The organism is Salipiger sp. PrR002 (assembly GCF_010500775.1).
Classification (GTDB): Bacteria; Pseudomonadota; Alphaproteobacteria; order Rhodobacterales; family Rhodobacteraceae; genus Salipiger.
This window is the reverse complement of the sequence record NZ_JAAGOU010000010.1, coordinates 165,941-189,747: the sequence shown is the minus strand read 5'-3', so window position 1 is coordinate 189,747 and position 23,807 is coordinate 165,941. Positions and strand designations below refer to the sequence as shown.

The window sequence follows — 23,807 nt, the reverse complement described above, 5'->3', positions numbered from 1 at the left end:
GGCGGTCAAATATGGCTCGGCAGCCACGTCACGAGCCCCGGGACCGCGTAGCTCAGCAGCAGGAAGCCTAGGATGATCGCGAACATGGGCATCGAAGCTTTCGCGACCCTGCCTATGCTCACCCCAGTGATGTTCTGGATCACGAAGAGGTTCATCCCCACCGGAGGTGTGATCTGCGCCAGTTCGACCACAAGGACGATGTAGACGCCGAACCAGATCAGGTCGATCCCGGCCTGCTGTATCGTCGGGAGCAGGATGGCGATGGTGAGGATCACCATGGAGATGCCGTCGAGAAAGCACCCCAGCACGATGAAGAAGACGGTCAGCATCATGATCAGGGCAAACGGCGGCAGGTTCGCGGAACCAATCAGTTCGGCAACCTGCCGCGGCAGGCCGACGAACCCCATGACGAGGGTCAGAAAGGCGGCACCGGCCAGGATCAGGCCAATCATGCAATAGACGCGAACACTGGACATCAGCCCGTCGCAGAAACTGCGGTAGGTCAGTGTGCCGTCCAGAGCTGACAAGAGCAGGGCACCGACGACACCGATGATGGCCGCCTCGGTCGCCGTGGCGATGCCCATGTAGATCGAGCCCATGACCGTCGCGATAAGCAGGATCACGGGCAGCAGCCCGGCAGAGCCCCGGATCTTTTCGCTCAGGCTCATCCGGAACCCGGCCGATGGGACTTGGGCGGGATTGAGCATCGCCCAGCCCATCACATATCCCGAAAAGGCCAAGGTGAGCACGAGACCCGGTATGATCCCGGCGATGAACAGTTTGACGATCGACACATCTGCGGCGACGCCGTAAACGATCATGATCACCGAAGGCGGGATGAGCAGCCCCAGCGATGCCGATCCGGCCAGCGTGCCGACCATCAGGCGCTCGGGATACCCTCGTTTGTGCAGCTCGGGCACCACCATCCGTCCAACGGTTGCGCAGGTCGCAGCCGACGATCCGCTGACGGCGGCGAAAATGGCGCAGCTGAAGACGTTCACATGCAACAGGCGGCCCGGGATCATGTCGGCCCAAGGGGCGACGCCGCGGAAGACATTGTCGATCACCTTCGTGCGGAACAGGATCTCGCCCATCCAAAGGAACATCGGAAGGGCGACCATCGTCCAGCCGCTTGTCGCGCCCCAGATCGTCAGGGCCATGGCATCGCCCGCGGCCCTTGGGGTGAAGAGTTCCATGGCGATCACGCCGACGCCGACAAGCGCAAGCCCGACCCAGAGGCCGGAGGCGAGGGTGACCAGCAAGAGCGCCACAAGCGATATGGCAATGAGAAGGTCCATCGGCATCACGCGGCCTCGGCTGGGGTCTCGGCAGAGACGAAGAACCGCGCGCCACGCAAATCACTGATCAGGGCATCGAGCAGCGACAGGGCAAAGCCCACCGCTCCAAGCGCCATGGCGATCTGAGGGATCCAGAGCGGCGTGGCGTCGGCGCCAGAGGAGACATCGTGGAAAAGATGCGACTGCCAGACCAAGCGGATGGCGTAATAGGCAAGGTAGAAGGTCGCCATGCAGCCAAGGCCAAGACAAAGCTGCTGAAGCCGTCGGCGTCCGCTTCCCGCCAGCCTTTCGAGCAGGAAATTCACCCGGATGTGGCCGCCGGCCTGGAAGGTCACCGGCATGCCAAGGAAAAGCGCCGCGGCCACGAAATATCCCGCATATGCGTCAAGTCCGGACAGCGCGATGCCCGCAAGGCGGCTTGCGATCGACAGGCAGGTACAAGCGAACGCGGCGAGCATCGCGGCACAGGCGAGGACACCTAGGACGCGGTATAAGATATCAAGAGCCGATCTCATGGCTGGCAATCCCTTGCTGTGGTCTGGATGACGGAGGGCCTGAGCGGCCATCCGTCCTTGCTTGGCCAGCGTGGCCTCATTTTCCGGCGTGATACGCCTCGATCAGGGCGGCACCCTCCGGCCCGCTCGTTTCCAGCCAGTCTTCGAGCATGGCATCACCGGCCGCTTTCAGGCCGTCGGTCAGAGCCTGCGTCGGGGCCTCGATCGTCATGCCTTCGGCCTGCAGCGTGTCGAGGTATTCGTCGTCTTTCGCCTCGCTCATCTGCCAGCCGAGTGTCTCGGCCTCTGCGGCGGCCTTCAGAACGGCCTGCTGATCTTTTTCGGGCAGCGCGTCGAACGCCGCCTTGGAGACAAGGACACCGTTCTTGGGCAGCCACGCGTTGACCGTGTAAAGATAGCTGATCTGCTCATAGAACTTGGCGGACACGCCTCCGGCGCTCGAGTTCAACAGGTTTTCCACCATGCCCGTCGCAAGCGCCTGTCCCATCTCGGACAATTGGATCGTCGTCGGCTGCGCCTTGAGCAGTGTGGCCAGTTCGGATGTGGCAGGGTTGTAGGCGCGCATCTTGGTGCCGGCCAGATCGCTGACATCAGAGATGGGTTTCTCGCTGTAGAGGTTCTGACCCTGCCACGGCACGGTGTAGAGCAGCATCATGCCCTGATCCGCGAGCAGGGCGTCGAGCGCGGGCCGGGACGCTGCGTCCAGCCGCTTGGCATCGTCATAGCTCACGGCGAGGAAGGGCACGGAGTCGACGCCGAACAGCGGGTTCTCGTTCGAAAAGTTCGACAGCAGGACCTCTCCGGCCTGAACCTGACCGGACTGGACCGCGCGCTTGATCTCGGGTGCCTTGTAGAGCGACGCGCCGAGGTGAACCGTGATTTTCAGGTCGCCATCCGTCAGCGCCTCGACCTCATCCGCGAAGGACTGGAGGACCTCGGTATGGAACACGCCCGCGCCATAAGCCGTCGGCAGATCCCAGCTGGTCTCGGCGCGCGCGCCGGTGCTGACGAGTGAGAGCAGCGCTGCGGTTGTCAAAAGAATGCGTTTCATTTTGTTTTTTCTTTCTTTTCCGGTTGAGGAGAAATCCCCGCCTCCCTGTGGCGGCGAGGGGCTATAGATCGAGGACCATGGTCGTGCCCTCTGCGCGTGAGACGCAGCTGAGGAGGTGCGTCTTGCGTTCGGTGTCCGTGAGAAGCAGATCGCGGTGAAGCGGGTGGCCTTGCAGAAAGCGCAGCTTGCAGGTGCCGCAACTGCCGATCTCGCAAGAGGAGTCGACCGGAACCCGGCACCGTTTAAGGGCGTCGAGCAGGCTTTCCCGCGAACTCACTTGCACGGTTTCGCCCGTGCTCTTGATGGTCACTTCGAAGGGAAGGTTCTCGGCCTCTCCGGGCGGAGAGACGAAAGCTTCGAAGTGAACGTTGCTCCGCGGCCAGTCCTGCGTCGCGCTCTGAAAGGCGCCGATCAGCCCGGCTGAGCCGCAGCAATACGCATGACGGTCGTCTGCGGCAGTGCCGACAAGGGCGCGGAGATCGGCGCGACCCGTTTCGGCGCTCAGGTGCACGGTGGCCTGTCCTTGCGACACAAGCGTCTCGATGCGCTCGTGAAAGGGAATGTCGTCGGCCGAGCGCACCAGAAGGTGGAGGTGGAAGGGGTCGCCGCGCGTGGCAAGCTCTTCGGCCATGGCAAGCATCGGCGTGATCCCGATGCCCCCCGCGATCAGGCAATGCGCGCCCGATGCCGCCAAGGGAAAATCGTTGCGCGGTCGTGATATGCGCGCGATCGCACCGGGTTTGAGCAGACGGTGCAGCAGTTTCGACCCGCCTTTTCCTTTCGCGTCGCGGGCGATCGCTATGACATAGCGTCCCTGCGCAGAGACCGAGTTGATCAGAGAATATCGCCGGATGCCAATCGTCGGCACCGCGATGCCGATATGCGCGCCGGCGCTGAAGGTCGGGAGATTTTGCCCGCCAGCCTCGACCAATTCGTAAGAGCGGATTGTGCCTGTCTCGCGCGTCACACGTTCGACCCGCACGAAGATGCGGTTGGGAATGCTCATAGTCTGTTCGTGTAGCTGTCTTGCAGGAGGGCTTCGATATGTTCGACGGATCCGTCGCCTTCGGCGCCCTTAGTGTGGTCACGGAAGATCTCGGCGATAGGGGGCAGATCGTCCTCCTCGACCCAAGAGAGAGGATTCCAGAGCGTCGAGCGCATGGCCGCCTTGGCGCAGTGCAGATAGCACTCGGTCACCTCGAAACCGATCGCAAGCTGCGGCGCAGTTCCAGCCTTGTCCTGCGGCTCCGCTTGCGGACCACCCTTGCAAACATACGCCCGGCCATTGATGCGAAGAGTCTCGTCGAGTCCGGGCACGATGGCGAGCATACCGAAGCCGGGATTTTCCAGCAGGTTGAGCATGGTGTCGCATCGGCGGTTGCCGGTTGCTTCGCGGATCAGGAAATGCCGGTCATCGAGGATTTCGATAAAGCCCGGCGCGCCGCCTCTCGGCGAGCTGTCGCAGCGGCCATCGGGGCGGCAGGTGGCGAGGATCACGTAGGGCGTGAGGCCGAGGAAACGGCGGACATGCGGATCAATGCTGGAAATGACCTTGCGCCGCACAAGGGACGAGGGCGGTTGCACGATCTCGCGCAACTCTTCGGTGCTTGTGACGAGGTCTCCGAAAGGATGGCTGTCAGTCATGTTCTGTTCTGTCCCGTGCTCGTTCCAGCAGATCGTAATGGGCGAAAAATTGACCTGCTTCCATCTTCGGGCTAATCTTTGTTCAAATCGGGTCAGGCCCTGCAGTGCGGTCACAGCCAAGGCCCGCCTCCATCGCAGAAATGCCCCTCGGCGTTGAAGAGAGTGCCTTATGCGGCAGACTGCAGTTGAAAGCGTCACGGTCGGAGGGGCCGCTGTCATCGCCACGGCGAATGAATATCCGGCGCATTTGGAATTTCCCGAACACCGCCACGCCCGCGCTCAGTTGCTCTATGCGAGTCGCGGCGTGGTTACGGTCAATACCCCGGCGGGATCATGGGTCATGCCGCCACAGCGCGCGGTCTGGCTGCCACCCGACACCCCGCACAGCGCGCGCACCAATGGCAGGGTTTCAATGCGCAGCATTTACATCGCGCCCGAACTGGCGGCGACGCTGGACCATCCCGGGACGTGCTGTGTCGTCGAGGTTTCCGAGCTTCTCAGGGCCTTGCTCAGGGCCTCCGCCGACATGCCACTTACATACCCGGAACACAGCCGCTACGGGCGGATCGCTCAGCTGATGCTGGATGAGCTTAATTTCAACCAGATCACACCGCTCAACGCGCCGTTGCCGCAACATCCCAAGCTTAGGGCGATCTGCGCAGACATCATGCGCAGGCCCGGTCAACGGGTCTCGATTGACGATGTCGCTGACCGGATGGGCGTGAGTCGCAGCAGTTTAACGCGGCTCTTCCGCACCGAGACCGGGCTGAGCTTTGGGATTTGGCTGCAACAGGCCCGCATGCTCGAAGCGCTGCGCAATATCGCGGACGGACAGCCTTTGGCTCATGTGGCGCTGGATTGCGGCTTTGCGAACCAGAGCGCCTTCACGACCTGTTTTCGCAAAATTCTTGGGATGCCGCCGAGCCAGTATTTTGCCTCCACATTGGAGAGTTGAAATCCACTGCTCTGCGGTGTGATCAGGCAACGCTCGGCGCGGCCTCTGGGCTCTGCAAACGCTCTTGCAGGGCCGGTGGGGTCTTGGCGCGCCGCCCAAGACCCGATTGCCGGTGCACGGCGGACCGTCAGAAGATCCCGTCGGTGCGGCAGTTGATGTGGATCTCGGGCACCGAGGCGGTATTCGACAGGCCGATCGCTTCCATCACCAGATGCGCGACCTCCCCTGGCTGGGTCATCTGCTCTGCGGCTCTGCTGCCCGCAGCGGCGGTCTCCCCCATGTCTGTCGCCACGAGGCCGGGGCAAATCGCGGTCGCGCGGATGCCGTGATCCCAACCTTCGTAGCGCAGCGCGTGAGCAAGGCCGACGGCGGCAAACTTGCTGACCGAGTAGAGCCCGGATCCGGCCGAGGCCACCCGCTTGCCGGAGAGCGATCCGAGGATGATGACGCGGCCGTGGCCTGCACCTTTCAGACCCTCCCAAGCCGCCATCGCCAGCCGCCGCGGGGCGCGCAGGTTGACCTCCAGAAGGGTGTCCACCTCGGCCTCGGAAGCCTCGACAATGCTGCTTGAGGTGAAGAGCCCGGCGCTTGCGACGATGGCGTCGATCCGCCCGCGCTGCGCCATGACAGCCTCGGCCCAAGCGGTCTCGGCGTCGCGGTCGGTAGCGTCATAGGCAAAGGTGTCCAGCAAGGCCGGATCAAGCCCCTCTGGTGTGCGCGTGGGGTCGCGCAGACCAAGGCTTACGTGCCAGCCGAGGGCCTGCGCCGCACGGGCGATTTCTGCGCCAATCCCACGGCTGCCGCCGGTGAGCATCATTACGGGGCGGTCGGTCATGGAGGGTCCTTTCGGTCAGTAGCTCATTCGCGGCAGCCATGGGATCAGCGCCGGGACTAGAACCGCAAACCTAGCCAAGTCATTCAAGAGTAACCATAAGAACCCGCGGGAAAGTCTGGAAAATACACTCCGCGCGGCATGGCGTGACCACGCGCCGACTTGATGTGCACCCGGAAAGCGGCCCCGTATCAGCCTAGAGCTTTCGGCGAAGCTTTCCTGACTGGGAAGGGCGCGTCACCATTGCCAACCCGCTTTTCTCAAACCGCGCCAAGCGCCGGTTGATCAGCGCCCTCGCTGCAGACGCTAGCCTTCTTGCGGGGTGCTTACACCAAGACGTTTGGGATGCAGCACGACACGCGCGTTCATCGGAACCTGATCGTAGAGCAGGGTGATCTGGTCGTTTATGAGGCCGGCACAACCGTTCGAGACAGCCCGCCCGATGGTTCCCGGATCATCCGTCCCGTGAATTCGCAAAAAGGTGTCGCCGCGCTCAGGGGTGAAGAGATAGAGCGCGCGGGCACCAAGAGGATTGCCGGGACCCCCAGGCATACCGCCATCGGCGTATTTTTGATATTTTTCGGGTTCGCGCTCGATCATGCCGGGCGTCGGCGTCCATGAAGGCCATTCTTTCTTGGCGCCGACGAAGTATTCACCCGGCTCATAGAGCCCGTCGCGGCCGACGCGGATGGCATAGACCCACGCTTGGCCATCGGGAAGTGACCAGAAGAGCCGGTACGCGTCTGGATACACGTGAACTTCGTTGGCTGGCAGCGGGGTCGTCAACCGAACGAGTTGCGGTTGTATCACGCTGGGGGCCGGAGTGGCGGTCTGTGCGCGCAGCAGCGCGGGCATCGCGAGACCTGCTGCTGAGGCGAGGCCGAGCGTCAGGGTCCTGCGCCGCGTCATAAAAGCATTCATGGTTATTCCTTTCTGTCACCGGCCCAACGTCGATTAGCCAGAGATGACTATTGGGGTTAACTTAACTGGCGCTTAGGGAAGGTGCGGCGTCGGAGTTTAGCCACGCGCACAGTTACCTCCGTTCAAACATTGCCGGAGCCGCAGTTACTTGCGTGCTCCCATCAAGAAACCGAATGTGTGCGATGATGGCAGAGTTCCATCATTTGGGCGTGATCCCGAAATAGCGTGGTGTTCCGGCACCAAAGTCTGGATTGCGTGTGTCCGCTGTACTTTCCGCAGAAGAGCCCTGTCTCGGGCCCGCTCAGGCTTCGGTGTCATGGCTTCGTTTCGCCGAACCGGTCGCGCCATGGAACTCTTTCGCGCAGCGGCAATCCCATTCATGACTCTCAGGAGCATTCAGGGCATATAGGAGTGAAAATAGGTCAAGAGACATGATCGACATACAGCCACTCGCCATCCTGCGCGAAATCGACCGGACCGGCAGCCTTACCGAAGCCGCGGACCGACTGCATTTGACACAGTCGGCGGTCAGTCATGCCATTCGCCGGTTCGAAGAGCGGCACGGCGTGAAGCTTTGGGAGCGAGAGGGCCGCAAGCTGCGGCTCACCCCGACGGGTGAGTATCTGCTTGGGCTGGCAGCGCGGGTTTTGCCCCAGCTTGAACACGGGGCCACCGTTCTGGAGGACTATGCGCGCGGTCGGCGGGGGGCGATCCGGGTCGGGATGGAGTGCCACCCCTGTCAGGATTGGCTGATGCGGATCGTGGATCCATTTCTGGCGAAATGGCCGGATGTCGATCTCGACGTGACCTCCGCTTTCCAATTCGGCGGGCTGGCGGCGTTGCTGGGGCATGAGATTGACCTGCTGGTCACGCCTGACCCTGTAGAGCGCCCGGGTCTCGAATACAGGCCTGTCTTCAATTACGAACTGGTTCTCGCGGTGGCCGAGGACCACCCGCTTGCCCGCAAACGGCAGGTCGTGCCGGGCGATCTGGCACGCGAGACGCTAATCACCTATCCGGTCGCCCGCGAGCGGCTCGACATCTACACCCGGTTCTTGGTCCCGGCCCATGCACTGCCGCGTCGGCACCGCACGGTTGAGACCACCGATCTGATGCTTCGACTGGTCGCCTCGGGACGAGCCGTCAGCGCGACGCCGGATTGGCTGCTGCGTGATGCCACGGGCGTGACAGGTGTGCGCCTCGGAGAGGGCATCCCCAAGTCGATCCATTTGGGCTATCGGACCGGTGAATCCCAGAACCACCTTCAGGGGTTCATTCAACTGGCAGAGACCGCTCAGGTCTGATCCCAAGTTTTTGGAACTGCCTGCCTTAGGCAGAACCGCAGCGTTTGTTGCGGATATTCCGGCATGACCTCATGTCATAAAAGTCGGAGAAGAAGTCATTTTTGTTCATGTGTCTGTCGCTCCATACAAGCGGCACCTCTGGCATCGCAGGGCAGCGCGCCTGCCGCGATGCGCAACATGAACAATGACCGGACAGCGAAGCATCATGCCCGAACCCTCTGCCTTCAAAATCACGAGCCTTCGGTTCGACGAAGACTACATGCCCACCGACAGCACGCGGCTGACGACCAATTTTGCCAACCTCGCACGCGGCTCGAACCGGCGGCAGAACCTGACAAACGCGCTGCGCATGATCGACAATCGGTTCAACGACCTCGCGCATTGGGACAATCCCTCGGGAGATCGCTACGCCGTCGAACTCGACATCATCTCGGTCGATCTGGATGTGGACGGCAAAGGCCAAGCCTTCCCGGTGATCGAGGTGCTGAAGACCACCATACATGACAGGCAGACCGACGCGCGCATCGACGGCCTCGTGGGCAACAACTTCTCGTCCTACCTGCGGGATTATGATTTCAGCGTCGTCTTGCCCGCGCATCGCAAGGCGCGGGACGGCATCAGCGTGCCGGATGATTTCGGCGAGTTGCATGGAAATATCTTCCGGGCCTTCGTCGCCTCGGAGGCGTTCAGGGCGCAGTTCCGCAAGCCGCCGGTGATCTGCATCAGTGTGTCTGAGAGCAAGACCTACCGCCGGACCACCAACGCCCATCCGGTTCTTGGCGTCGAGTATGAGCCGAGCGGTGCCTCGCTGACAGAGCAGTACTTCCGCAAGATGGGCATGCAGGTGCGGTATTTCATGCCGCCCCGAAGCGTCGCGCCGCTGGCCTTCTATTTCATCGGCGACCTGCTGAACGACTACACCAACCTCGAACTCATCGGCACGATCAGCACGATGGAGGCCTTTCAGAAGATCTACCGCCCCGAGATCTACAACGCGAATTCCGAGGCCGGTCACTGCTACAAGCCCAGCCTGAAGCACCGGGATTTCTCGCCCACACGCGTCATCTACGACCGCGAGGAACGCGCACGACTGGCGACCGAGCAAGGCAGGTTCGCCGAAGAGCATTTCATCAAGCCTCACCTCGCCCGTTTGGGCGAATGGTCTGCTCAATCCGCCGTTTGACCAATTCAGTTACCGCACGAGACACACCCCAATGACCAAACTACTCCCCACCTCCACCTCTGGCAGCCTGCCGAAACCCTCTTGGTTGGCCGAGCCGGAAAAGCTCTGGTCGCCTTGGAAGCTTGCGGGGGAGGATCTTGCGCAGGCCAAACGCGATGCCTTGCGTGTGACCCTTGGCGAACAGCTTGGCGCTGGCATCGATATCGTCAGTGACGGCGAACAGACCCGTCAGCATTTCGTCACCACCTTCATTGAAGGTCTCGATGGCGTCGATTTCGAAAAGCGCGAGACCGTGCGGATCCGGAACCGCTATGAGGCCAGCGTCCCTACGGTGGTCAGCGCCGTGTCACGGTCCCGGTCTGTCTTTGTCGAGGACGCCAAATTCCTGCGGGCACAGACCGATGCGCCGATCAAATGGGCGCTGCCCGGGCCTATGACGATGATCGACACGCTCTATGACGCCCACTACCGCAGCCGCGAGAAACTGGCCTGGGAATTCGCCACGCTGCTGAACGAAGAGGCGAAGGAACTTGAGGCTGCTGGGGTCGACATCATTCAATTCGACGAGCCGGCCTTCAACGTCTTCTTTGAAGAGGTCAATGATTGGGGGATGGCGACGCTGGAGCGGGCCATGCAGGGCCTGAAGTGTCAGAAAGCGGTCCATGTCTGCTATGGCTACGGCATCAAGGCGAACACGGATTGGAAGGCGACCCTCGGCTCTGAATGGCGGCAGTACGAGATGATCTTCCCGGCCATTCAGGCCTCAGGCGTCGATCTGATTTCGCTGGAATGCCACAACTCGCACGTTCCGCTTGAGCTTATGGAACTGCTTCGCGGCAAGAAGATCATGGTCGGCGCGATTGATGTGGCCACCCCCAAGATCGAGACGCCCGAGGAGGTCGCGAACACACTGCGCAAGGCGCTGCAATTCGTGGATGCGGACAAGCTTTATCCCTGCACCAATTGTGGGATGACGCCGCTGTCGCGGAACGTCGCGCGTGGCAAGCTCGAAGCGTTGAGCGGGGGTGCAGAAGTTGTCCGTCAGGAACTGGCTGGCTGAACGGTAAGATGATTGAGGTGGACCCTTGGAGCCGGTCACATCATCCCGCGGGCAGCCGGTAGAACTCCGCAGCATTGGTTTCGAAAATCTTGCTGAGGTCATCGGACGTATAGAGGTCCGAAAGAAGCGCGCGGGCCAGTTCGGTGACCTCTGAATGGGTCGCGGCGAGCGTGCACACCGGCCAGTCGGTTCCGAAAATCAGCCGGGTGGGGACCGAAGGACCGTGCCACGTGGCTCAGGAAGGGGCGGATGCGTTCTGCGGTCCAATCCGCCCCTGCCTCAGTCACCATGCCCGAGATTTTGCACGAAAGGTTGGGGTGCGCGGCGATGCGGGTGATGTCCACTCCCCATTGTCCAAGCTCGCCGGAGGTCATGTCCGGCTTTGACATATGGTCGACAACGCCGCGCAGACCGGGCACGTCGGGCAGCACCTGCAAAAGCGCAGGCAGGTGGCGCGGGAAGGTCAGGATATCGAACGGCACGTCGCGCCGGGCGACCTCCCATAGGGCGGCCCGAAAGGCATCCGAGGTGATGAGGGCGGGGTCGTGGTCCTGCAACATGGGCCGAAGCCCCAGCCACTTCGGATGCTCCGCGTAATGGTCGAGCCGCGCGGCGAAATCCGGCGAGGTCATGTCGAGCCAACCCACCACGCCCGCGACGAAATCGGACCGTGCGGCAAGATCGAGCAGGAAATCCGTCTCGGCCTCGGTTTCTGCGGCCTGCACGACGATGCTGCGTTCGATCCCGGCCTCGGCCATCAGGGGCGCAAGGTCTTCGGGCCCGAAGTCACGCAACAGCGGGGTCAGGTCCGGCGTCATCCAAGCGTAGTCTCCGCGGTCGACCTGCCAGAAGTGCTGATGGGCGTCGATCGTCATGCCCGCAGCACCCCTTTCTTGAGAATGAGGTTGGCGTAGAGCCGCCGTTCGCCCGTCGCCACGATGGCATAGGCGGTCTTTGCGCGGTCGTAGAAGGCAAAGCGGTCAATCTCCTCCATCGTGACCGGCGCGCCTGCTGCATCGGAAAGGATACGATCAAAGTCATCGTAGATCGGCGGGCGACCGTCGGGAGACGACATGGCGGCGGCAGGGGCATCGACAAAATCGTCGAGGGGCATGACCGAAAGAATTGCTTCGGCGACGCGGTCAACACCGATGCCCGGCAGGCGGATCAGGCGCCGGGCCAAGGCGGCCGCCGGAAAGTTGGCGTCGGTCAGGACGATTTCGTCGCCGTGCCCCATGTCGCGCAGGATGGCGAGCAGGTCGCCGGTCAGCAGCGGGTCGATATTTTTGAGCATTGTCGAAGCCCTTTGTCAGTGGCCTTGGGTCGCGAGAAGCGCGGCGTCGAGGTCGGACCAGAGGCCGTCCGGCAATTCGGTGCCGAACCAGTCGACATTCTGTTGAAGCTGCGCGGGGCTCTTGGCGCCGATCACCACAGAGGTGACAGCAGGGTGCCGGATGGGGAAGCGGATCGCTGCGGCGGCCAATGGCACGCCGTAGCCGTCGCAAACCTCGCGAAGCGCCTCGACGCGGGCGATGATCTCGGCAGGTGCGTCAGCATAGTTGAACTTGCGCCGCCCGCCCTTGGGTGCGGCGAGAATGCCGGAATTATAGACCCCGCCAAGCGCCAGCGCGACACCGCGCTTTTGCGCGATCGGCAGGAAGCTGTCTTCGGCATCGCGGTCAAGAAGCGAATAGCGCCCAGCCAACATGCAGCAATCGAGGTCGGTTTCCTCCAGCGCGTCGCGGATCACCTCCCATTCGTTGACGCCAAGCCCGAAGCCCTTGATGTCGCCAGCAGATTTCAGCTCTTGAAGGGCGCGGAAGCCGCCGCCCTTGGTCAGGGCGTTCCAATGGTGGGCGTTCGCCTCTCCATGGGTGACCGGGCCGATGTCGTGGACGTAGAGCAGGTCGATCCGGCGCAGGCCGAGTCGTTGCTGGCTGTCGTCATAGCTCCGCATCACGGCATCATACGAATAGTCAAAGACCTCGCGGAAGGGCAGGGCGTTGACGAAGCCCGGATCGAGCGGGTTCTTCGGCGGTTCGGGGGGGAGTGGCCGACCGTGCCGCTCGGTGGTCATCAGCCGGCCCACCTTGGTCGAGAGCGCGTAGCTGTCGTCCTTCTCGCGCAGCACGTGCCCGACGAGATGCTCGGAGCGGGTGAGCCCATACATCGGCGCCGTGTCGAAATATCGGATGCCAAGGTCCCAAGCGCATTCAAGCGTGGCCAGCGCCTGCTCGCGCGGAACATCGGCATAGAGACCGCCAAGAGGCGCCGAGCCGATGCCAAGGGCGGTGAGGGTCAGCCCGGTGTCGCCAACAGGCCGGGGCGTGGATGCAGTGATGGTCATGCGGATGTTCCTTCAGGAATTTGCGTCTTGGCCAGTGTAGGTTTGAGGGGGCGGGAGCCCGCATCGCGACACGGGTCTACAGCTAGAGTGCCGCGCGATCTGGCGCTGGCTGCCGGTCCCACTCCGTTCAACATCCCGGTGAGGAAGCTCGCATCGGCGATGGCGTGGGGCAGCAAATGCCGCCCCACGCCTGTGTCTCATCAGCTGTTGGCGTTGATCGCGCTCAGCAGCGAGTCCACGGCCTCGTCGCCGATCTTCTCACGCACCATGTCCTGCAGCGGCGCGGTCGCATCGCGGAACTGCTGCAGTTCGTCTTCGCTGAGGTCGATGATCTCCATATGCTCGGCGATCTGCGCGCGCTGCTCGCTCAGCATTTCGTCCTGCACGTCCCACTCAAAGTTGGCAGCATCCACAAGCACCTCGTCGACCACTTGCTGCAGATCCTCGGGCAGGCTGTCGTACCACTCCTTGTTGATGAGGTTCACGTTGGCCAGCAGGATGTGGCTGGTTGTGGTCAGATATTTCTGCACCTCATAGAACCGCTGCGACAGGATATGGCCGAAGGGGTTTTCCTGACCGTCCACGACGTTCTGCTGCAGCGCGCCGTAAAGCTCGGGAAACGCAATCGGGGTCGGGGCAGCGCCGATGGCTTCCCACGTCGCGACCGAATAGGGGTTCTCGGGCACGCGGATACGCAGGTTGTTCGACTTGATGTCCTCCGGCGTGTGCACCGCAACTTCGGAGGTGGTGAGCTGACGGAAGCCAGCGTTGTGGAACAGGCCGAATTTGATGCCATTCTCCGCCAGCTTGCCGTCGATGAAGGCCGAGAACTCGCTGTCGTTGAGGATCGTGCGCAGCCGCGCCGTGTCGGTCGGGAAAACGTAAGGAATTTCGAAGGCTGCGAATTCCGGCACAAACTGCACCGCGCCCGAGGTCGAGGTCGGTACGAACTGCACGTCGCCCAGCATCAACGACTCCATCAGTTCGCGGTCTCCGCCCAATGCGCCGCCGCCCTGCTGCTGCACGTCGATCCGGCCGTCGGATTTTTCCTCGATCTCCTTTTCGATCTTGTCGAACGCTTGGTAGAGCGGGTGCGACTTGTCGTTGAGCGTATGCGCGAGGATCATCGTATAATCGGCGGCGGCGGCGGGCATCGCTGCGCCAAGCGCGAGCAGTGCTGAAACCGAAAGCGTCTTCAAGTTCATGGTGGTGTCCTCCCTGTGGGTGTTGCGCTCGGCGGTCGTCAACCGGCGAGACTTGGCAGCCAGAGCGTCAGCCCCGGCCAATAGGTGACGACCAGAAGGCCGATGATAAGCAAGGCGATGGGGATCACGAGGCCGCGGCAGATCTGGATCACCGAAAGCTTGGTGATGCCGCTCGCGACATAGATGTTTACCCCCACCGGCGGCGTCGCAAAGCCGATCGCAAGATTGACCACCATGATCAGTCCGAAATGCACCGGATCGACGCCGTAAGGGGCGAGCACGGGCAGCAGGATCGGGGTCAACACGATGATCGCCGAGAGCGTTTCCATGACCATGCCAACGCCCAGCAGGATCACGTTGATGAGCAGCAGCAGGATGATCCGCTCGTCAATCGCGCCGCCGATGAACTCGCCGATGGCGGCAGGCACCTGCAGCAGTGTCAGCACCCGGCCAAGCGCCGCCCCGGTTCCGGCGATGATCAGGATCGGTGCGATGGTCAGCCCTGTGTTGACCAGCACGCGGCCCAGATCGGACGGCGAAAGCTCGCGGAAGATCACCATGGCGACAAAGCCGCCGTAGACGCAGGCGATGGCCGCTGCCTCGGTCGGGGTGAACGCCCCGGCATAGATGCCGCCCAGCACGAAGACAGGCGCGACGAGGGCCCAAAAGCTTTGGCGGAAGGCTTTCGCAGCGCTCACCGTTCCGGCGTCAGAGGTGATCCGCGCGGCGTGTTTGCGCCCGTAGAAATGGGCGTAGAGCATCAGCAGCGCGCCAATCACAAGGGCCGGGCCAATGCCGCCAATGAACAGCGCCGAGACCGAAACCTGCGCGGACATGCCGTAGATGATCATCGGGATTGAGGGCGGTACGATGACGCCGAGCGTGCCCGCCGCGGTGACCAATGCGGTCGCGAAGCGAAGGTCGTAGCCGCGCGCCACCAGCAAGGGTACCGCCATGGACCCGATCGCCGCCACCGTCGCGGGCGAGCTGCCGGAGATCGCTCCGAACAGCATGCAGGCCGCCACGGTAGACATCGCCAAACCGCCGCGGAACCGGCCGAAGACCGCGTCAGCAAAGCTGAACAGACGGCGAGCCAGCCCGCCCTGCGTCATGATCTCGCCCGCCAAGATGAACAGCGGGACTGCCAGCAGCGGGAAGCTGTCGAGCGCAGTGACCACCGAGCGTACCACTTGCCCCGGGTTGGTCGGAGCGCCAAGCCAGCCGGGCAGCAGCGCCGCGTATCCGAGCGCGAAGGCAACCGGAATGCTCAGCAGCAAGACGACGATAAAGAAGCCAAGAGAATAAACGGCAAGCATCAGGGCCCCCTACACGTCTTCGTGGATGACGGCGTGCTCGTCCGTCAGGTCAAGGCCCGGAACGGCCCCGTCGCGGACCAGCAGCCAGAGCGCCTGAAGGGCGCGCAGCAAGGCCATGCCCATGCCGACCGGCACCGCGAGGTAGACCAGCCACATCTGTATCCCCAGTCCCGGCGAGGCCTGTCCGATCTTCGCGATCCGCTGGGTGAGCGGAACCGAGTACCAGACCATCAGCGCGAAGAAGAGCCCGGAGCCGAGCAGCGCCAGCACCGCGAAGGCGCGCAGCCAGCGCGTGCCGCAGAGCACCGGCAGCAGATCGACCGAGATATTGCGTCCCTCGCGCACCGCGAGGCTCACGCCGATGAAAGTGCACCAGACCAGAAGGTAGCGGGCCAGTTCCTCGGACCACACCAGCGGCGAGCCAACGATGTAGCGAAACACCACCTGCGCGGCGAGGATCGCGACCAGCGCGAAGAGGATGGTGGCAAGGATGGCGCGCTCGAAATGCGCCTCTAGTGCGCGGAGCAGTCTCATGCGTCGATCACCTTGCCGGGGTTGAGGATGCCGTTGGGATCGAGTGCGTTTTTGACCCGGCGCATCACCTCCAGTTCCTCCGGAGTGCGGGAGAATTCGAGATATTTCTTCTTGGTCGTGCCGATGCCGTGTTCGGCGGAAACCGAGCCGCCGAAAGCGCGCACCGTGGCATAGACCGCCTCATCGAGCGCCTCGCCCGGCTGCGGTTCTGCCCCCGGCACCCAAGCCAGCAGGTGCAGGTTGCCGTCGCCGATATGGCCGTAATAGACCGACCGACCTTCGGGCACCGCCGCGGCTACGGCGTCGCGGCAGGCATCGGCAAAGGCGTCCATCTGTCCGGTAGGCAGGCCGACGTCATAGGCATGGTGCGGCCCCAGCGTGGTCTTGAACTCGGCGCAAGCATCGCGCACGCCCCAGAAGGACTGCACGTCCGAGAGACTCTGCGAGATCGCTGCGTCCTCGATCACCCCTTCCTCGAACATCGCCTCGAGAAAGGCCATGAAGCGCGGCCCGTCGATCTCTTCGTCGGTGCCCTGCGCCTCGATCAGCACGGTATGGGCGTGGGTCCCCTCGAGCGGATCTCGCACCCCCGGCACGGCACAGGCCACCTGCCAGTAGTCTGGCCACATCGCCTCGAATGCGGAAAGCGTCGGTCCCAGCTTGCGCCGCGCGCCGCGCAGCAGATCGACCACCTTGCCATAATCCGACAGGCCGCAGATCGCTGCATGGGTGCAGCCGGGGGCAGGGTGCAGGCGAAGCACCAAGCGGGTGATCACCCCAAGCGTGCCCTCCGAGCCGATGAACAGCTGCCGCACGTCGTAGCCGGTGTTGTTCTTGATGAGCTTGGACAGCGCGTTGACGATGGTGCCATCGGGCAGCACCACCTCGGCGCCGAGCACGAGGTCGCGCATCATGCCGTAGCGGATCACCCGATTGCCGCCCGCATTGGTCCCGGCATTGCCGCCGATGGCGCAGGAACCGCGCGCGCCGAGGTCGAGCGAGAAGAACAGCCCGCGCTCTGCGGCGGCCTTCTGGATGGTCTCAAGCGGTGTTCCCGCGAGCACCGTCATCGTGGCAGATGCCTCGTCGATTTCCTCGATGCCGACCATTTTCTCGAGCGACAGCGCAATGCCGCCCGAGATCGGGCGCGCTCCGCCGCAAAGCCCGGTCAGACCGCCTTGCGGCACCACCGGCACGCGTGCGGCATTGGCGGCGGCGAGGATCGCCGAGACCTGTTCGGCAGAGCGTGGACAGAACAGCGCGGCAGGCGCTTCCGGCGCGAGCGCTGACCAGTCGTTCCAGTTGCGCGGCGGCACCGGATCGACAAGCGCAGCGCGCGCGATCTCGGGCAGTCCGGACAGCATCGCGGCCAAGGCCTCCGGCTGGCATGCAGGATTGGGGACTCCTCCGTCCATGCAGCGCACTCCTCCTCTAGGGCACCAACTGCTTCGAAATTTACAGCTTGCAATATCACTGTCAACCCACCAACATGTCAGTCATGCATTCAGCCTCGGAGAAACACATGTCCGCCCCTTTGACCCTTGACCAGAGCGCCAAAAGCGCGCCCCGTGCCCATCTTTTCGGGGTCTCGGTGGCCATGGTGACACCGTTCACCGAAAGCGGATCGGTGGATCTTGCGCGGCTGGCGGCGCATGCCGCCGACGTCGTGGCGCAGGGGGTGGACGGGATCACGCTCTATGGCACCACGGGCGAAGGCGCCTCGCTTGGCATGACCGAGCGCGCGGCGATGCTGGACGCTGTGAAAGACGCGGGCGTGCCCGCCGACAGGATCACCGTCGGCATTGCAGCCTGTGATCCCGAGACCGCAGAGGCGCAGGCCCGTGCCGCTTTCAGGGGCGGCGCTTCGCGCTTGCTGCTGGCGCCGCCGTTCTACTTCAAGGGCATCACCGACGATGCGCTCTTCACTTGGGTGACTGAATTTGTCGCGCGCCTTGGCGATGCCAGCCCCGAGATCATCCTCTACCACATCCCGCAGGTCACCGGCGTCAGCTTTGATGCGCCGCTGGTGCGCCGCCTGAAGGATGCCTGCGGCGCGGCGATCTATGGCGTCAAGGACAGCGCGGGCAGTTGGGATCACGCGGCGGCGCTCTTGCCGATGGACGATCTGGCGATCCTGATCGGTGACGAGCGGCTGCTTGCCCGCGCGGCCCCGCTTGGTGGTGCCGGCGCGATCAGCGGCATGGCCAACCTGCTTCCCGGGGTGATGCGGCGCCTCGTGCACGCGGGCGAGCCGCAGCCCGCGTTGGATTCCCTCGTGGGCGAGATTGTGCAGGTTCCGGTGACACCGCTGGTCAAGGCGCTTGTCGGCGCTGCCCGCGGCGAGGACGGATGGCAACGCACCCGCGCGCCTCTGCAGCCTGCCGACGCGTCAGTGGTTGCCGCACTGGCCCCCCGCGTGGAAGAACTCGCGGCCACACAGGTCCCCTGACGGAGAAAGACATGACGCTGCGCGACCAGGCCTACGAGACATTCACCGAACAGCTTCTGTCCCGTCAGATCTCGATGGGACAGTTCGTGTCGCAGCGCGAATTGGTGAAGATCACCGGCATGCCACTAGGTGCGATCCGCGAGATGATCCCCCGGCTTGAGGCGGATGGCCTGATCCGCACCGTGCCGAACCGCGGGTTGCAGATCGTGCAGGTGGACGTTGGCCTGATCCGCAACGCGTTCCAGTTGCGCGCGGTGCTCGAGCGTGAGGCGGTGCGCAACTTCGTCACGGTCGCGACCGACGATGAACTTCAGGAGTTGCGGCGCCGCCATCTCGACATTCGCGAGGCGGCGTTGCAGGGGGTGAGCCCGCAGCTTCTGGCCACCGCGCAGCAGATGGACTGGGACATGCACGACCGGATGATCGACGCGCTCGACAATGACATCATCTCGGCGATCTACCGCACCAACTCGATCAAAATCCGGCTGATCCGCAACGAAGACACGCGGATGCTGCCAGAGCTCGTGGTTTCCGTCATGGACGAACACCTCGCCCTTATCGATGCGCTGATCGCCCGCGATGCCGCTGCCGCGGAAGAGGCGCTGGCGGCGCATCTGGGAAGCGCGAAACAGCGCGCGGTTCGGATTTAGGGCGCGGACCAAGGCGCCGTCCCAAAGGCGTTTTCGCAAACATAGGGCGCTGGATGAGATGCCCTTTGCGTGCAGCGCAAACGACATCGTGATGCGGGAACCGCGTTCTTCGTTGTTTGCGACTCGCCAGGCACCTATATCGCAGCGGTCAAGCTTGTATGGAAAGGCCGCAGATCATGGGACCAGACTTCGCCACGGCGAGTTTGCAGGACACGCATTACCGCCGCAAATCCCGGGTCATGATCGAATATCAGCGCTGCGGCTACGAAGAGAGCTTCGACGCGACAACCCTGTGGTTCGATGCGATCTGGGAGGATGGCTACGTCACGCTCATCTGCCCGCGACTGAACAACTTCGCGGCGTTGTTCCGGCGGGGCCGGCTGTCCCTTGATGGCCAGCGCGTGCGCGCGAAGATACAGACCTTCTACCGGCACAGCGTGGTTTTGCTTCGCAGCCCGACACGACCGCAGCGCATCGCGCTCGAGATCGATGGGCATGTCATTGAAACCGACGTTCGGGTCCCAGAGACGGCGCGGTTTCGCGACAAGAACGTCATCCTCACCATGTCCAAGGACAACGATCTTTGCTGGATCGAGGATTTCGCCCGGTTTCATGCCGAGACCCAAGGCGCAGAGGCCATCATCTTTATCGACAACGGGTCGACCAGCTACACGCGCGACGAGTTGCAGGACGTTCTGGAGAATGCCGGGCTGGACGCGCTGATCCTTCGCACGGAGCTCCCCTTCGGACCACGCGGGGTCAAACCCTATGCGAACCGAGAGCTGTTCCTGCAAACCTGTGCGCTGAATTCCGCCCGGCTGCGCTTTCTTCGGGAGGCACGCGCGGTTCTCTCCTGCGACATTGACGAATTGGTGCTGTCGCAGGGCATGGACACGGTCTTTGATGTTACCGCTCGATCGTGGATCGGGTTCACGCGGTTCAAGGGCGTCTGGAGATACGCGATCAGCGCCGAAGAGGGCACGTTGGTCCGCCACAAGGACCACGCCTTCCGCAAGGCCGAAGACAAGCCCTGTCCGCCGAAATGGTGCATTCGCCCGTCCGGTCCGCTCGGCAAGGTTCAGTGGCGTACCCACGAGCTTGAAGGCTTCATGTTCAACTGGGCCTTCAACAGCAGCGCCTTCCTGTTCCACCATTGCCGGCAGATCACCACCGGATGGAAGCGGACCGGGCGCTTTGCCAAGGAAGGCGAGGTCATCGAAGATGTCCCCGCCATGACCCTCGTCCGTCGCGCGCAGGGTCTCTCTGAAAATCCACCAGCGTCTCCGATGGCAGGCGTAAAAGCGGCGGCGCGCAGGTTCGTCGAGCGGGCGTTTCGCGATTTCTTTGCCTGGCGCGTCTCGAGCCAGATTCTCGTCTCTACGCTGGTTCTTGTGTGTTCGGGGGTCGTTCTGGAAGAGGCCGTCGACGATGATCCCGCGCAGCAGGAAATCTCGGCGATTGTCGCAGGCGTCAAGAACCTGATCGGAAGCTGACCGCGGCACAGCAGTTTGAGCGCAGGCCGCGGGCGCGCCAAGCTTTCGTTGGTCTGCGCCTGCGAGGCAACCCCGGCCTAGAAACGGTCGAACCTGTAGGGCGCTGGGTCCACGAGAGGCGCGGCGCCGGTCACCAGATCGGCCGCCAACTGTCCAGCCGCTGGTCCGGTGCCGAACCCGTGACCAGAGAAGCCGGTGGCAAGTGTCAGGCCGGGGATCTTCTCGGCTCGGTCGATGACAGGTTTTGAATCCGGCGTGATATCCATCGTGCCAGCCCAGGCTTCGACGATTTGCGCCTCGGCAAAGACCGGCCAGGCTGCCTTGAGGTTGGTCAGCGCCTCTTCGTTCAGGGCAGGGATGGTCGGCGGGTCCATCACGCGGACCTTTTCGAACGGGCTCGTGCTATGTGTCTTCCAGCGCCTGGCCAGCTTTAGGTCCTGGCATGTCTGCTCGTTCAGCGTGATGCGCAGCAGGGCGCGCTGGTCTTTCAGCAGATGCATGTAGCGGGTGCCGATGAGCAGGTGGTCCAGCACCAGTGGGCAGGACAGGGCCCCGCGCTGCGTGATGATGAAGCCGCCATCCTGATGCTTGCGGAACGAAAAGTCCGGCCCGCCCACGGCGGCTTCGGTCGGCCCCTCCATCGGTGCCGTCCTGAAGGCCGACAGGGTCAGGGGCAGCGTCGGCAGGCTGATGCCGTGATTTCCCAGAAAACGCCGCGACCAGAGGCCCCCCGCCAGCAGAACCTCGGAACAGGCGATCTCGCCACGCTCGGTGACGACACCGCTCACCCGTCCGCCGCTGGTCTGCAGGCAGCGCACCGCGCAGCCCTCGACGATATGCGCGCCCTTGGCGATGGCCGCCGCGGCGATCGCGCTCGAGGCTAGCGTCGGCTCGGCCCGGCCGTCTGACGGTGTGGTGACGCCGCCCAGCCAGTTGCCTTGCCCACCGGGAACCTGTGCCGCGATCTCTGCCGGGCTCAGCATCCGCGCCCCGAGGTCGAGGCCTTCAACCGATTGCAGCCACGCCTCGTGCGCGGTCAGTTCAGCCGCGGTGCGGGCGAGGAACATGATCCCCGCCTGCCGGTAGCCCACGTCGTGCCCGGTCCGCTCGGGCAGCCCGGCCCAAAGCCGGTCCGCCGCCAGCGCCAGCGGCACGTCGGGGGCCGCGCGCGAGGTCTTGCGCACCCAGCCAAGGTTGCGCGAGCTTTGCTCCGCAGCGATCCGGCCCTTTTCGAGAACCACCACGGGCACGCCACGCTCTGCCAGCGTCAGCGCCGCGGACAGGCCGACGATGCCGCCGCCGATGATGACGACCTCGGTCCGGGAGGGCATTTCTGTCGAGGTTGCGACAGGCGCAATACGTGGTGCCATGATGGTCCTCCTTTCCGCGATCAGATCGCGACGGTCTTGTAGGTGATCTCGGCCTTCGAAGCTCCGCGATAGGCGGTGACTTCCAGCTCGACCTTGTAGACGGTGGAGCCAAGCGGCGGGCAGGTCACCGTGGTGGTCGGGTCGATGCCGCGGAACTTCTCGCCGATGCGGGTCATGACCGTCTCGGTATCCGCCGGGTCCTGGATGAAGACGCGGCTGGCCACGACATCGGCGAGACAGCTGTCGACGGCGGCAAGCGCGCGCTCGATATTGGCGAAGACCTGCTCTGTCTGCTCGGTCACGTCCTCGGGGATTTCCTTGGTCTCGGGATTCCGCCCTGCGGTGTTGGACACGAAGATCCAGTCGTCTACCGCGACGATGCGGGAGTAGCTGGCGTGATCCTCGAATTTCGAGCCGGTTTTGATCTTGGTGATCGTGGTCATGTGGAAGGGTCCTTCAGAATGGAAGGCTCCCGGCCATGGCCGGGAGCATGGGAGGCCTCGGCCGCGCGATCAGCGCAGTTCGGGTTCGTTCCAGAGGTTCAGCTTGACGCCGATGCCTTGCTCGATCGCACGGCGATAGACGACGGTGCCCCAGGCCACGTCCTCGACCGGCATGCCGCCGACGGACATCAGAACGATTTCCTCGTCGTTCCGGCGGCCGGGCGCGTCGCCCGCGACGATGGCGCCGAGATCCTCGAGCGAGTTCGGGTCCATGGTTCCGGCGGCGATCATGTCCATGAACTTGACGCCGACCAGCGGGATCACATTGTGCGCGGGCTTCGGGACCTCTTCGTACCAGGCTTCGTAGAGGCCGGTGTTGTCGAGCACCTTGCGGATCTCGGGCGCTTCCATGCCGGCGTCGAAGTTGCAGGGCGCGGGCATCGCCAGGAAAGTGCCCGGCTTGACCCACTCGCGTTTCACCATCGGGTAGTCGTCGGGGTTCCCGACCTCGCCCGAGGCGCAGTAGGTGACGATGTCGCTGTCGCGGACCACGGCCTCGATGTCATCCACGATCTCGATGGTGGTGATCTGCGGATACTTGGCCTTCACCCAAGCGGTGAAGACGTCGAGGCTCTTTTGCCCGCGGCCCTTCACCTTCACCGTGTCGATCTGCGGGCAGGCCGCGACGAAGGCCGCCAGCGCGGTGCGGGCCATGACGCCGGGACCGAAGATGCCGACAACGCGGGAGTCCTTGCGCGCCAAGTGGCGTGCGCCAACCCCCGGCACCGCGCCGGTGCGGTAGGCCGACAGCAGGTTGGCAGACATATAGGCGAGGGGCGCGCCGGTGTCGGCGTCGTTCAGCGTGAACATCAGGATCGAGCGCGGCAGTTCCTTGTCGCGGTTCGCGATGTTGGAGCCGTACCACTTGACGCCTGCGGTGCCGAAATTTCCGCCCAGGTAGGCCGGCATGGCCATGAAGCGACGGTCGGCGGTGGGCTTCGGCATGGTCTCGAACGGAGAATTCTCGGGGAAGGTGATCATCGCGCCATGGCTGTCGCTGTTCGGCCCGGCCATGCGGTAGTCGCCGTGGTGCAGCAGCGCGAACATTTCCTCCATACAGTCGACGCAGGCGGGCATGTCGGTGACGCCGGCTTTGATCATGTCCTCTTCCGACAGGTAAATGAAATCGATCTTCGGAAGGTTGCTCAGGTCATTCATCGAATGCGGTCCTTTCATG

The 23,807-nt window shown here is 63.4% G+C and carries 24 protein-coding genes and 1 pseudogene; 7 read left to right on the top strand and 18 right to left on the bottom strand.

Annotation, left to right across the window (positions count from 1 at the left end; all coding sequences use genetic code 11):
• Positions 1-5: 5 nt before the first annotated feature.
• The 5 genes from G0A00_RS12985 to G0A00_RS12965 form a co-directional block, all read right to left on the bottom strand.
• Positions 6-1,298 (bottom strand): TRAP transporter large permease, encoded by a 1,293-nt coding sequence (locus G0A00_RS12985; RefSeq protein WP_164181516.1) that lies wholly within the window; start codon positions 1,296-1,298, stop codon positions 6-8.
• A 5-nt stretch (positions 1,299-1,303) separates the two neighbouring features.
• Positions 1,304-1,813 (bottom strand): TRAP transporter small permease, encoded by a 510-nt coding sequence (locus G0A00_RS12980; RefSeq protein ID WP_164181239.1) that lies wholly within the window; start codon positions 1,811-1,813, stop codon positions 1,304-1,306.
• Between the two features lie 76 nt (positions 1,814-1,889).
• A complete protein-coding gene (locus G0A00_RS12975) occupies positions 1,890-2,864 on the bottom strand; it encodes a TRAP transporter substrate-binding protein (protein ID WP_164181241.1) in 975 nt (324 codons plus the stop codon).
• 61 nt (positions 2,865-2,925) lie between these two features.
• The gene (locus tag G0A00_RS26770; RefSeq protein ID WP_164214208.1) at positions 2,926-3,831 is read right to left on the bottom strand and encodes a PDR/VanB family oxidoreductase; all 906 of its coding nucleotides are present in this window, start codon (positions 3,829-3,831) and stop codon (positions 2,926-2,928) included.
• Between the two features lie 35 nt (positions 3,832-3,866).
• Positions 3,867-4,622, bottom strand: a complete 756-nt coding sequence (locus G0A00_RS12965) for an MSMEG_1061 family FMN-dependent PPOX-type flavoprotein (RefSeq protein ID WP_368667700.1) — start codon at positions 4,620-4,622, stop codon at positions 3,867-3,869.
• 55 nt (positions 4,623-4,677) lie between these two features.
• On the opposite strand from G0A00_RS12965, the gene G0A00_RS12960 reads away from it, so the two are divergent.
• Entirely contained in the window at positions 4,678-5,463 is a 786-nt protein-coding gene (locus G0A00_RS12960; RefSeq protein WP_164181244.1) for a helix-turn-helix transcriptional regulator, read from the top strand.
• A gap of 127 nt (positions 5,464-5,590) precedes the next feature.
• Here the strand turns inward: G0A00_RS12960 and G0A00_RS12955 are convergent, their stop codons facing one another.
• Together G0A00_RS12955 and G0A00_RS12950 are read right to left on the bottom strand one after the other, a co-directional pair.
• Positions 5,591-6,298, bottom strand: coding sequence for an SDR family NAD(P)-dependent oxidoreductase (locus tag G0A00_RS12955; protein WP_164181245.1), 708 nt, complete (start codon positions 6,296-6,298; stop codon positions 5,591-5,593).
• 303 nt (positions 6,299-6,601) lie between these two features.
• Positions 6,602-7,216 (bottom strand): L,D-transpeptidase, encoded by a 615-nt coding sequence (locus G0A00_RS12950; protein WP_235953025.1) that lies wholly within the window; start codon positions 7,214-7,216, stop codon positions 6,602-6,604.
• A 431-nt stretch (positions 7,217-7,647) separates the two neighbouring features.
• On the opposite strand from G0A00_RS12950, the gene G0A00_RS12945 reads away from it, so the two are divergent.
• The 3 genes from G0A00_RS12945 (at position 7,648) to G0A00_RS12935 (ending at position 10,763) form a co-directional block, all read left to right on the top strand.
• Positions 7,648-8,520: a LysR family transcriptional regulator gene (locus tag G0A00_RS12945; protein WP_164181246.1), complete on the top strand. Its 873-nt coding sequence runs from the start codon at positions 7,648-7,650 to the stop codon at positions 8,518-8,520.
• Between the two features lie 205 nt (positions 8,521-8,725).
• Positions 8,726-9,703 (top strand): DUF1852 domain-containing protein, encoded by a 978-nt coding sequence (locus G0A00_RS12940; RefSeq protein WP_164181247.1) that lies wholly within the window; start codon positions 8,726-8,728, stop codon positions 9,701-9,703.
• Positions 9,704-9,734: 31 nt separating this feature from the next.
• Complete coding sequence (locus tag G0A00_RS12935; RefSeq protein ID WP_164181252.1) at positions 9,735-10,763, top strand: methionine synthase; 1,029 nt, start codon at positions 9,735-9,737, stop codon at positions 10,761-10,763.
• A 40-nt stretch (positions 10,764-10,803) separates the two neighbouring features.
• Here the strand turns inward: G0A00_RS12935 and G0A00_RS26870 are convergent, their stop codons facing one another.
• The 8 genes and pseudogenes from G0A00_RS26870 to G0A00_RS12900 all read right to left on the bottom strand — a co-directional run bounded on the left by G0A00_RS26870 (position 10,804) and on the right by G0A00_RS12900 (position 17,580).
• Positions 10,804-10,941, bottom strand: coding sequence for a hypothetical protein (locus G0A00_RS26870; RefSeq protein ID WP_368667698.1), 138 nt, complete (start codon positions 10,939-10,941; stop codon positions 10,804-10,806).
• A gap of 94 nt (positions 10,942-11,035) precedes the next feature.
• Positions 11,036-11,581: pseudogene (locus G0A00_RS12930) on the bottom strand (amidohydrolase); the annotation flags it as partial.
• Positions 11,582-11,634: 53 nt separating this feature from the next.
• Positions 11,635-12,057: an RbsD/FucU family protein gene (locus G0A00_RS12925; RefSeq protein ID WP_164181254.1), complete on the bottom strand. Its 423-nt coding sequence runs from the start codon at positions 12,055-12,057 to the stop codon at positions 11,635-11,637.
• Positions 12,058-12,072: 15 nt separating this feature from the next.
• Complete coding sequence (locus G0A00_RS12920; protein ID WP_164181256.1) at positions 12,073-13,110, bottom strand: aldo/keto reductase; 1,038 nt, start codon at positions 13,108-13,110, stop codon at positions 12,073-12,075.
• Between the two features lie 200 nt (positions 13,111-13,310).
• Positions 13,311-14,315, bottom strand: coding sequence for a TRAP transporter substrate-binding protein (locus G0A00_RS12915; protein WP_164181258.1), 1,005 nt, complete (start codon positions 14,313-14,315; stop codon positions 13,311-13,313).
• Between the two features lie 38 nt (positions 14,316-14,353).
• Positions 14,354-15,631: a TRAP transporter large permease gene (locus tag G0A00_RS12910; RefSeq protein ID WP_108970028.1), complete on the bottom strand. Its 1,278-nt coding sequence runs from the start codon at positions 15,629-15,631 to the stop codon at positions 14,354-14,356.
• Positions 15,632-15,640: 9 nt separating this feature from the next.
• Positions 15,641-16,165 (bottom strand): TRAP transporter small permease, encoded by a 525-nt coding sequence (locus tag G0A00_RS12905; protein ID WP_164181261.1) that lies wholly within the window; start codon positions 16,163-16,165, stop codon positions 15,641-15,643.
• The gene (locus G0A00_RS12900) at positions 16,162-17,580 is read right to left on the bottom strand and encodes an FAD-binding oxidoreductase (RefSeq protein WP_235953027.1); all 1,419 of its coding nucleotides are present in this window, start codon (positions 17,578-17,580) and stop codon (positions 16,162-16,164) included. The genes G0A00_RS12905 and G0A00_RS12900 overlap by 4 nt, the downstream gene beginning before the upstream one ends.
• 107 nt (positions 17,581-17,687) lie before the next feature.
• Between G0A00_RS12900 and G0A00_RS12895 the strand changes: the two genes are divergently transcribed.
• The 3 genes from G0A00_RS12895 (at position 17,688) to G0A00_RS12885 (ending at position 20,757) form a co-directional block, all read left to right on the top strand.
• Entirely contained in the window at positions 17,688-18,614 is a 927-nt protein-coding gene (locus G0A00_RS12895) for a dihydrodipicolinate synthase family protein (protein WP_164181263.1), read from the top strand.
• 11 nt (positions 18,615-18,625) lie between these two features.
• Positions 18,626-19,264 carry a GntR family transcriptional regulator gene (locus G0A00_RS12890; RefSeq protein WP_164181265.1) on the top strand — a complete coding sequence of 213 codons (639 nt, stop codon included), beginning with the start codon at positions 18,626-18,628 and terminating at the stop codon, positions 19,262-19,264.
• A 116-nt stretch (positions 19,265-19,380) separates the two neighbouring features.
• On the top strand, positions 19,381-20,757 hold the full coding sequence (locus G0A00_RS12885; protein WP_164214207.1) for a hypothetical protein: 1,377 nt from the start codon (positions 19,381-19,383) through the stop codon (positions 20,755-20,757).
• 77 nt (positions 20,758-20,834) lie between these two features.
• Here the strand turns inward: G0A00_RS12885 and G0A00_RS12880 are convergent, their stop codons facing one another.
• From G0A00_RS12880 to G0A00_RS12870, 3 genes are all read right to left on the bottom strand, one after another.
• Complete coding sequence (locus tag G0A00_RS12880; protein ID WP_164181269.1) at positions 20,835-22,127, bottom strand: FAD-binding oxidoreductase; 1,293 nt, start codon at positions 22,125-22,127, stop codon at positions 20,835-20,837.
• A 20-nt stretch (positions 22,128-22,147) separates the two neighbouring features.
• Positions 22,148-22,570 carry a RidA family protein gene (locus G0A00_RS12875; protein ID WP_164181271.1) on the bottom strand — a complete coding sequence of 141 codons (423 nt, stop codon included), beginning with the start codon at positions 22,568-22,570 and terminating at the stop codon, positions 22,148-22,150.
• Positions 22,571-22,639: 69 nt separating this feature from the next.
• Complete coding sequence (locus G0A00_RS12870; protein ID WP_235953028.1) at positions 22,640-23,788, bottom strand: tyramine oxidase subunit B; 1,149 nt, start codon at positions 23,786-23,788, stop codon at positions 22,640-22,642.
• Positions 23,789-23,807 lie beyond the last annotated feature (19 nt).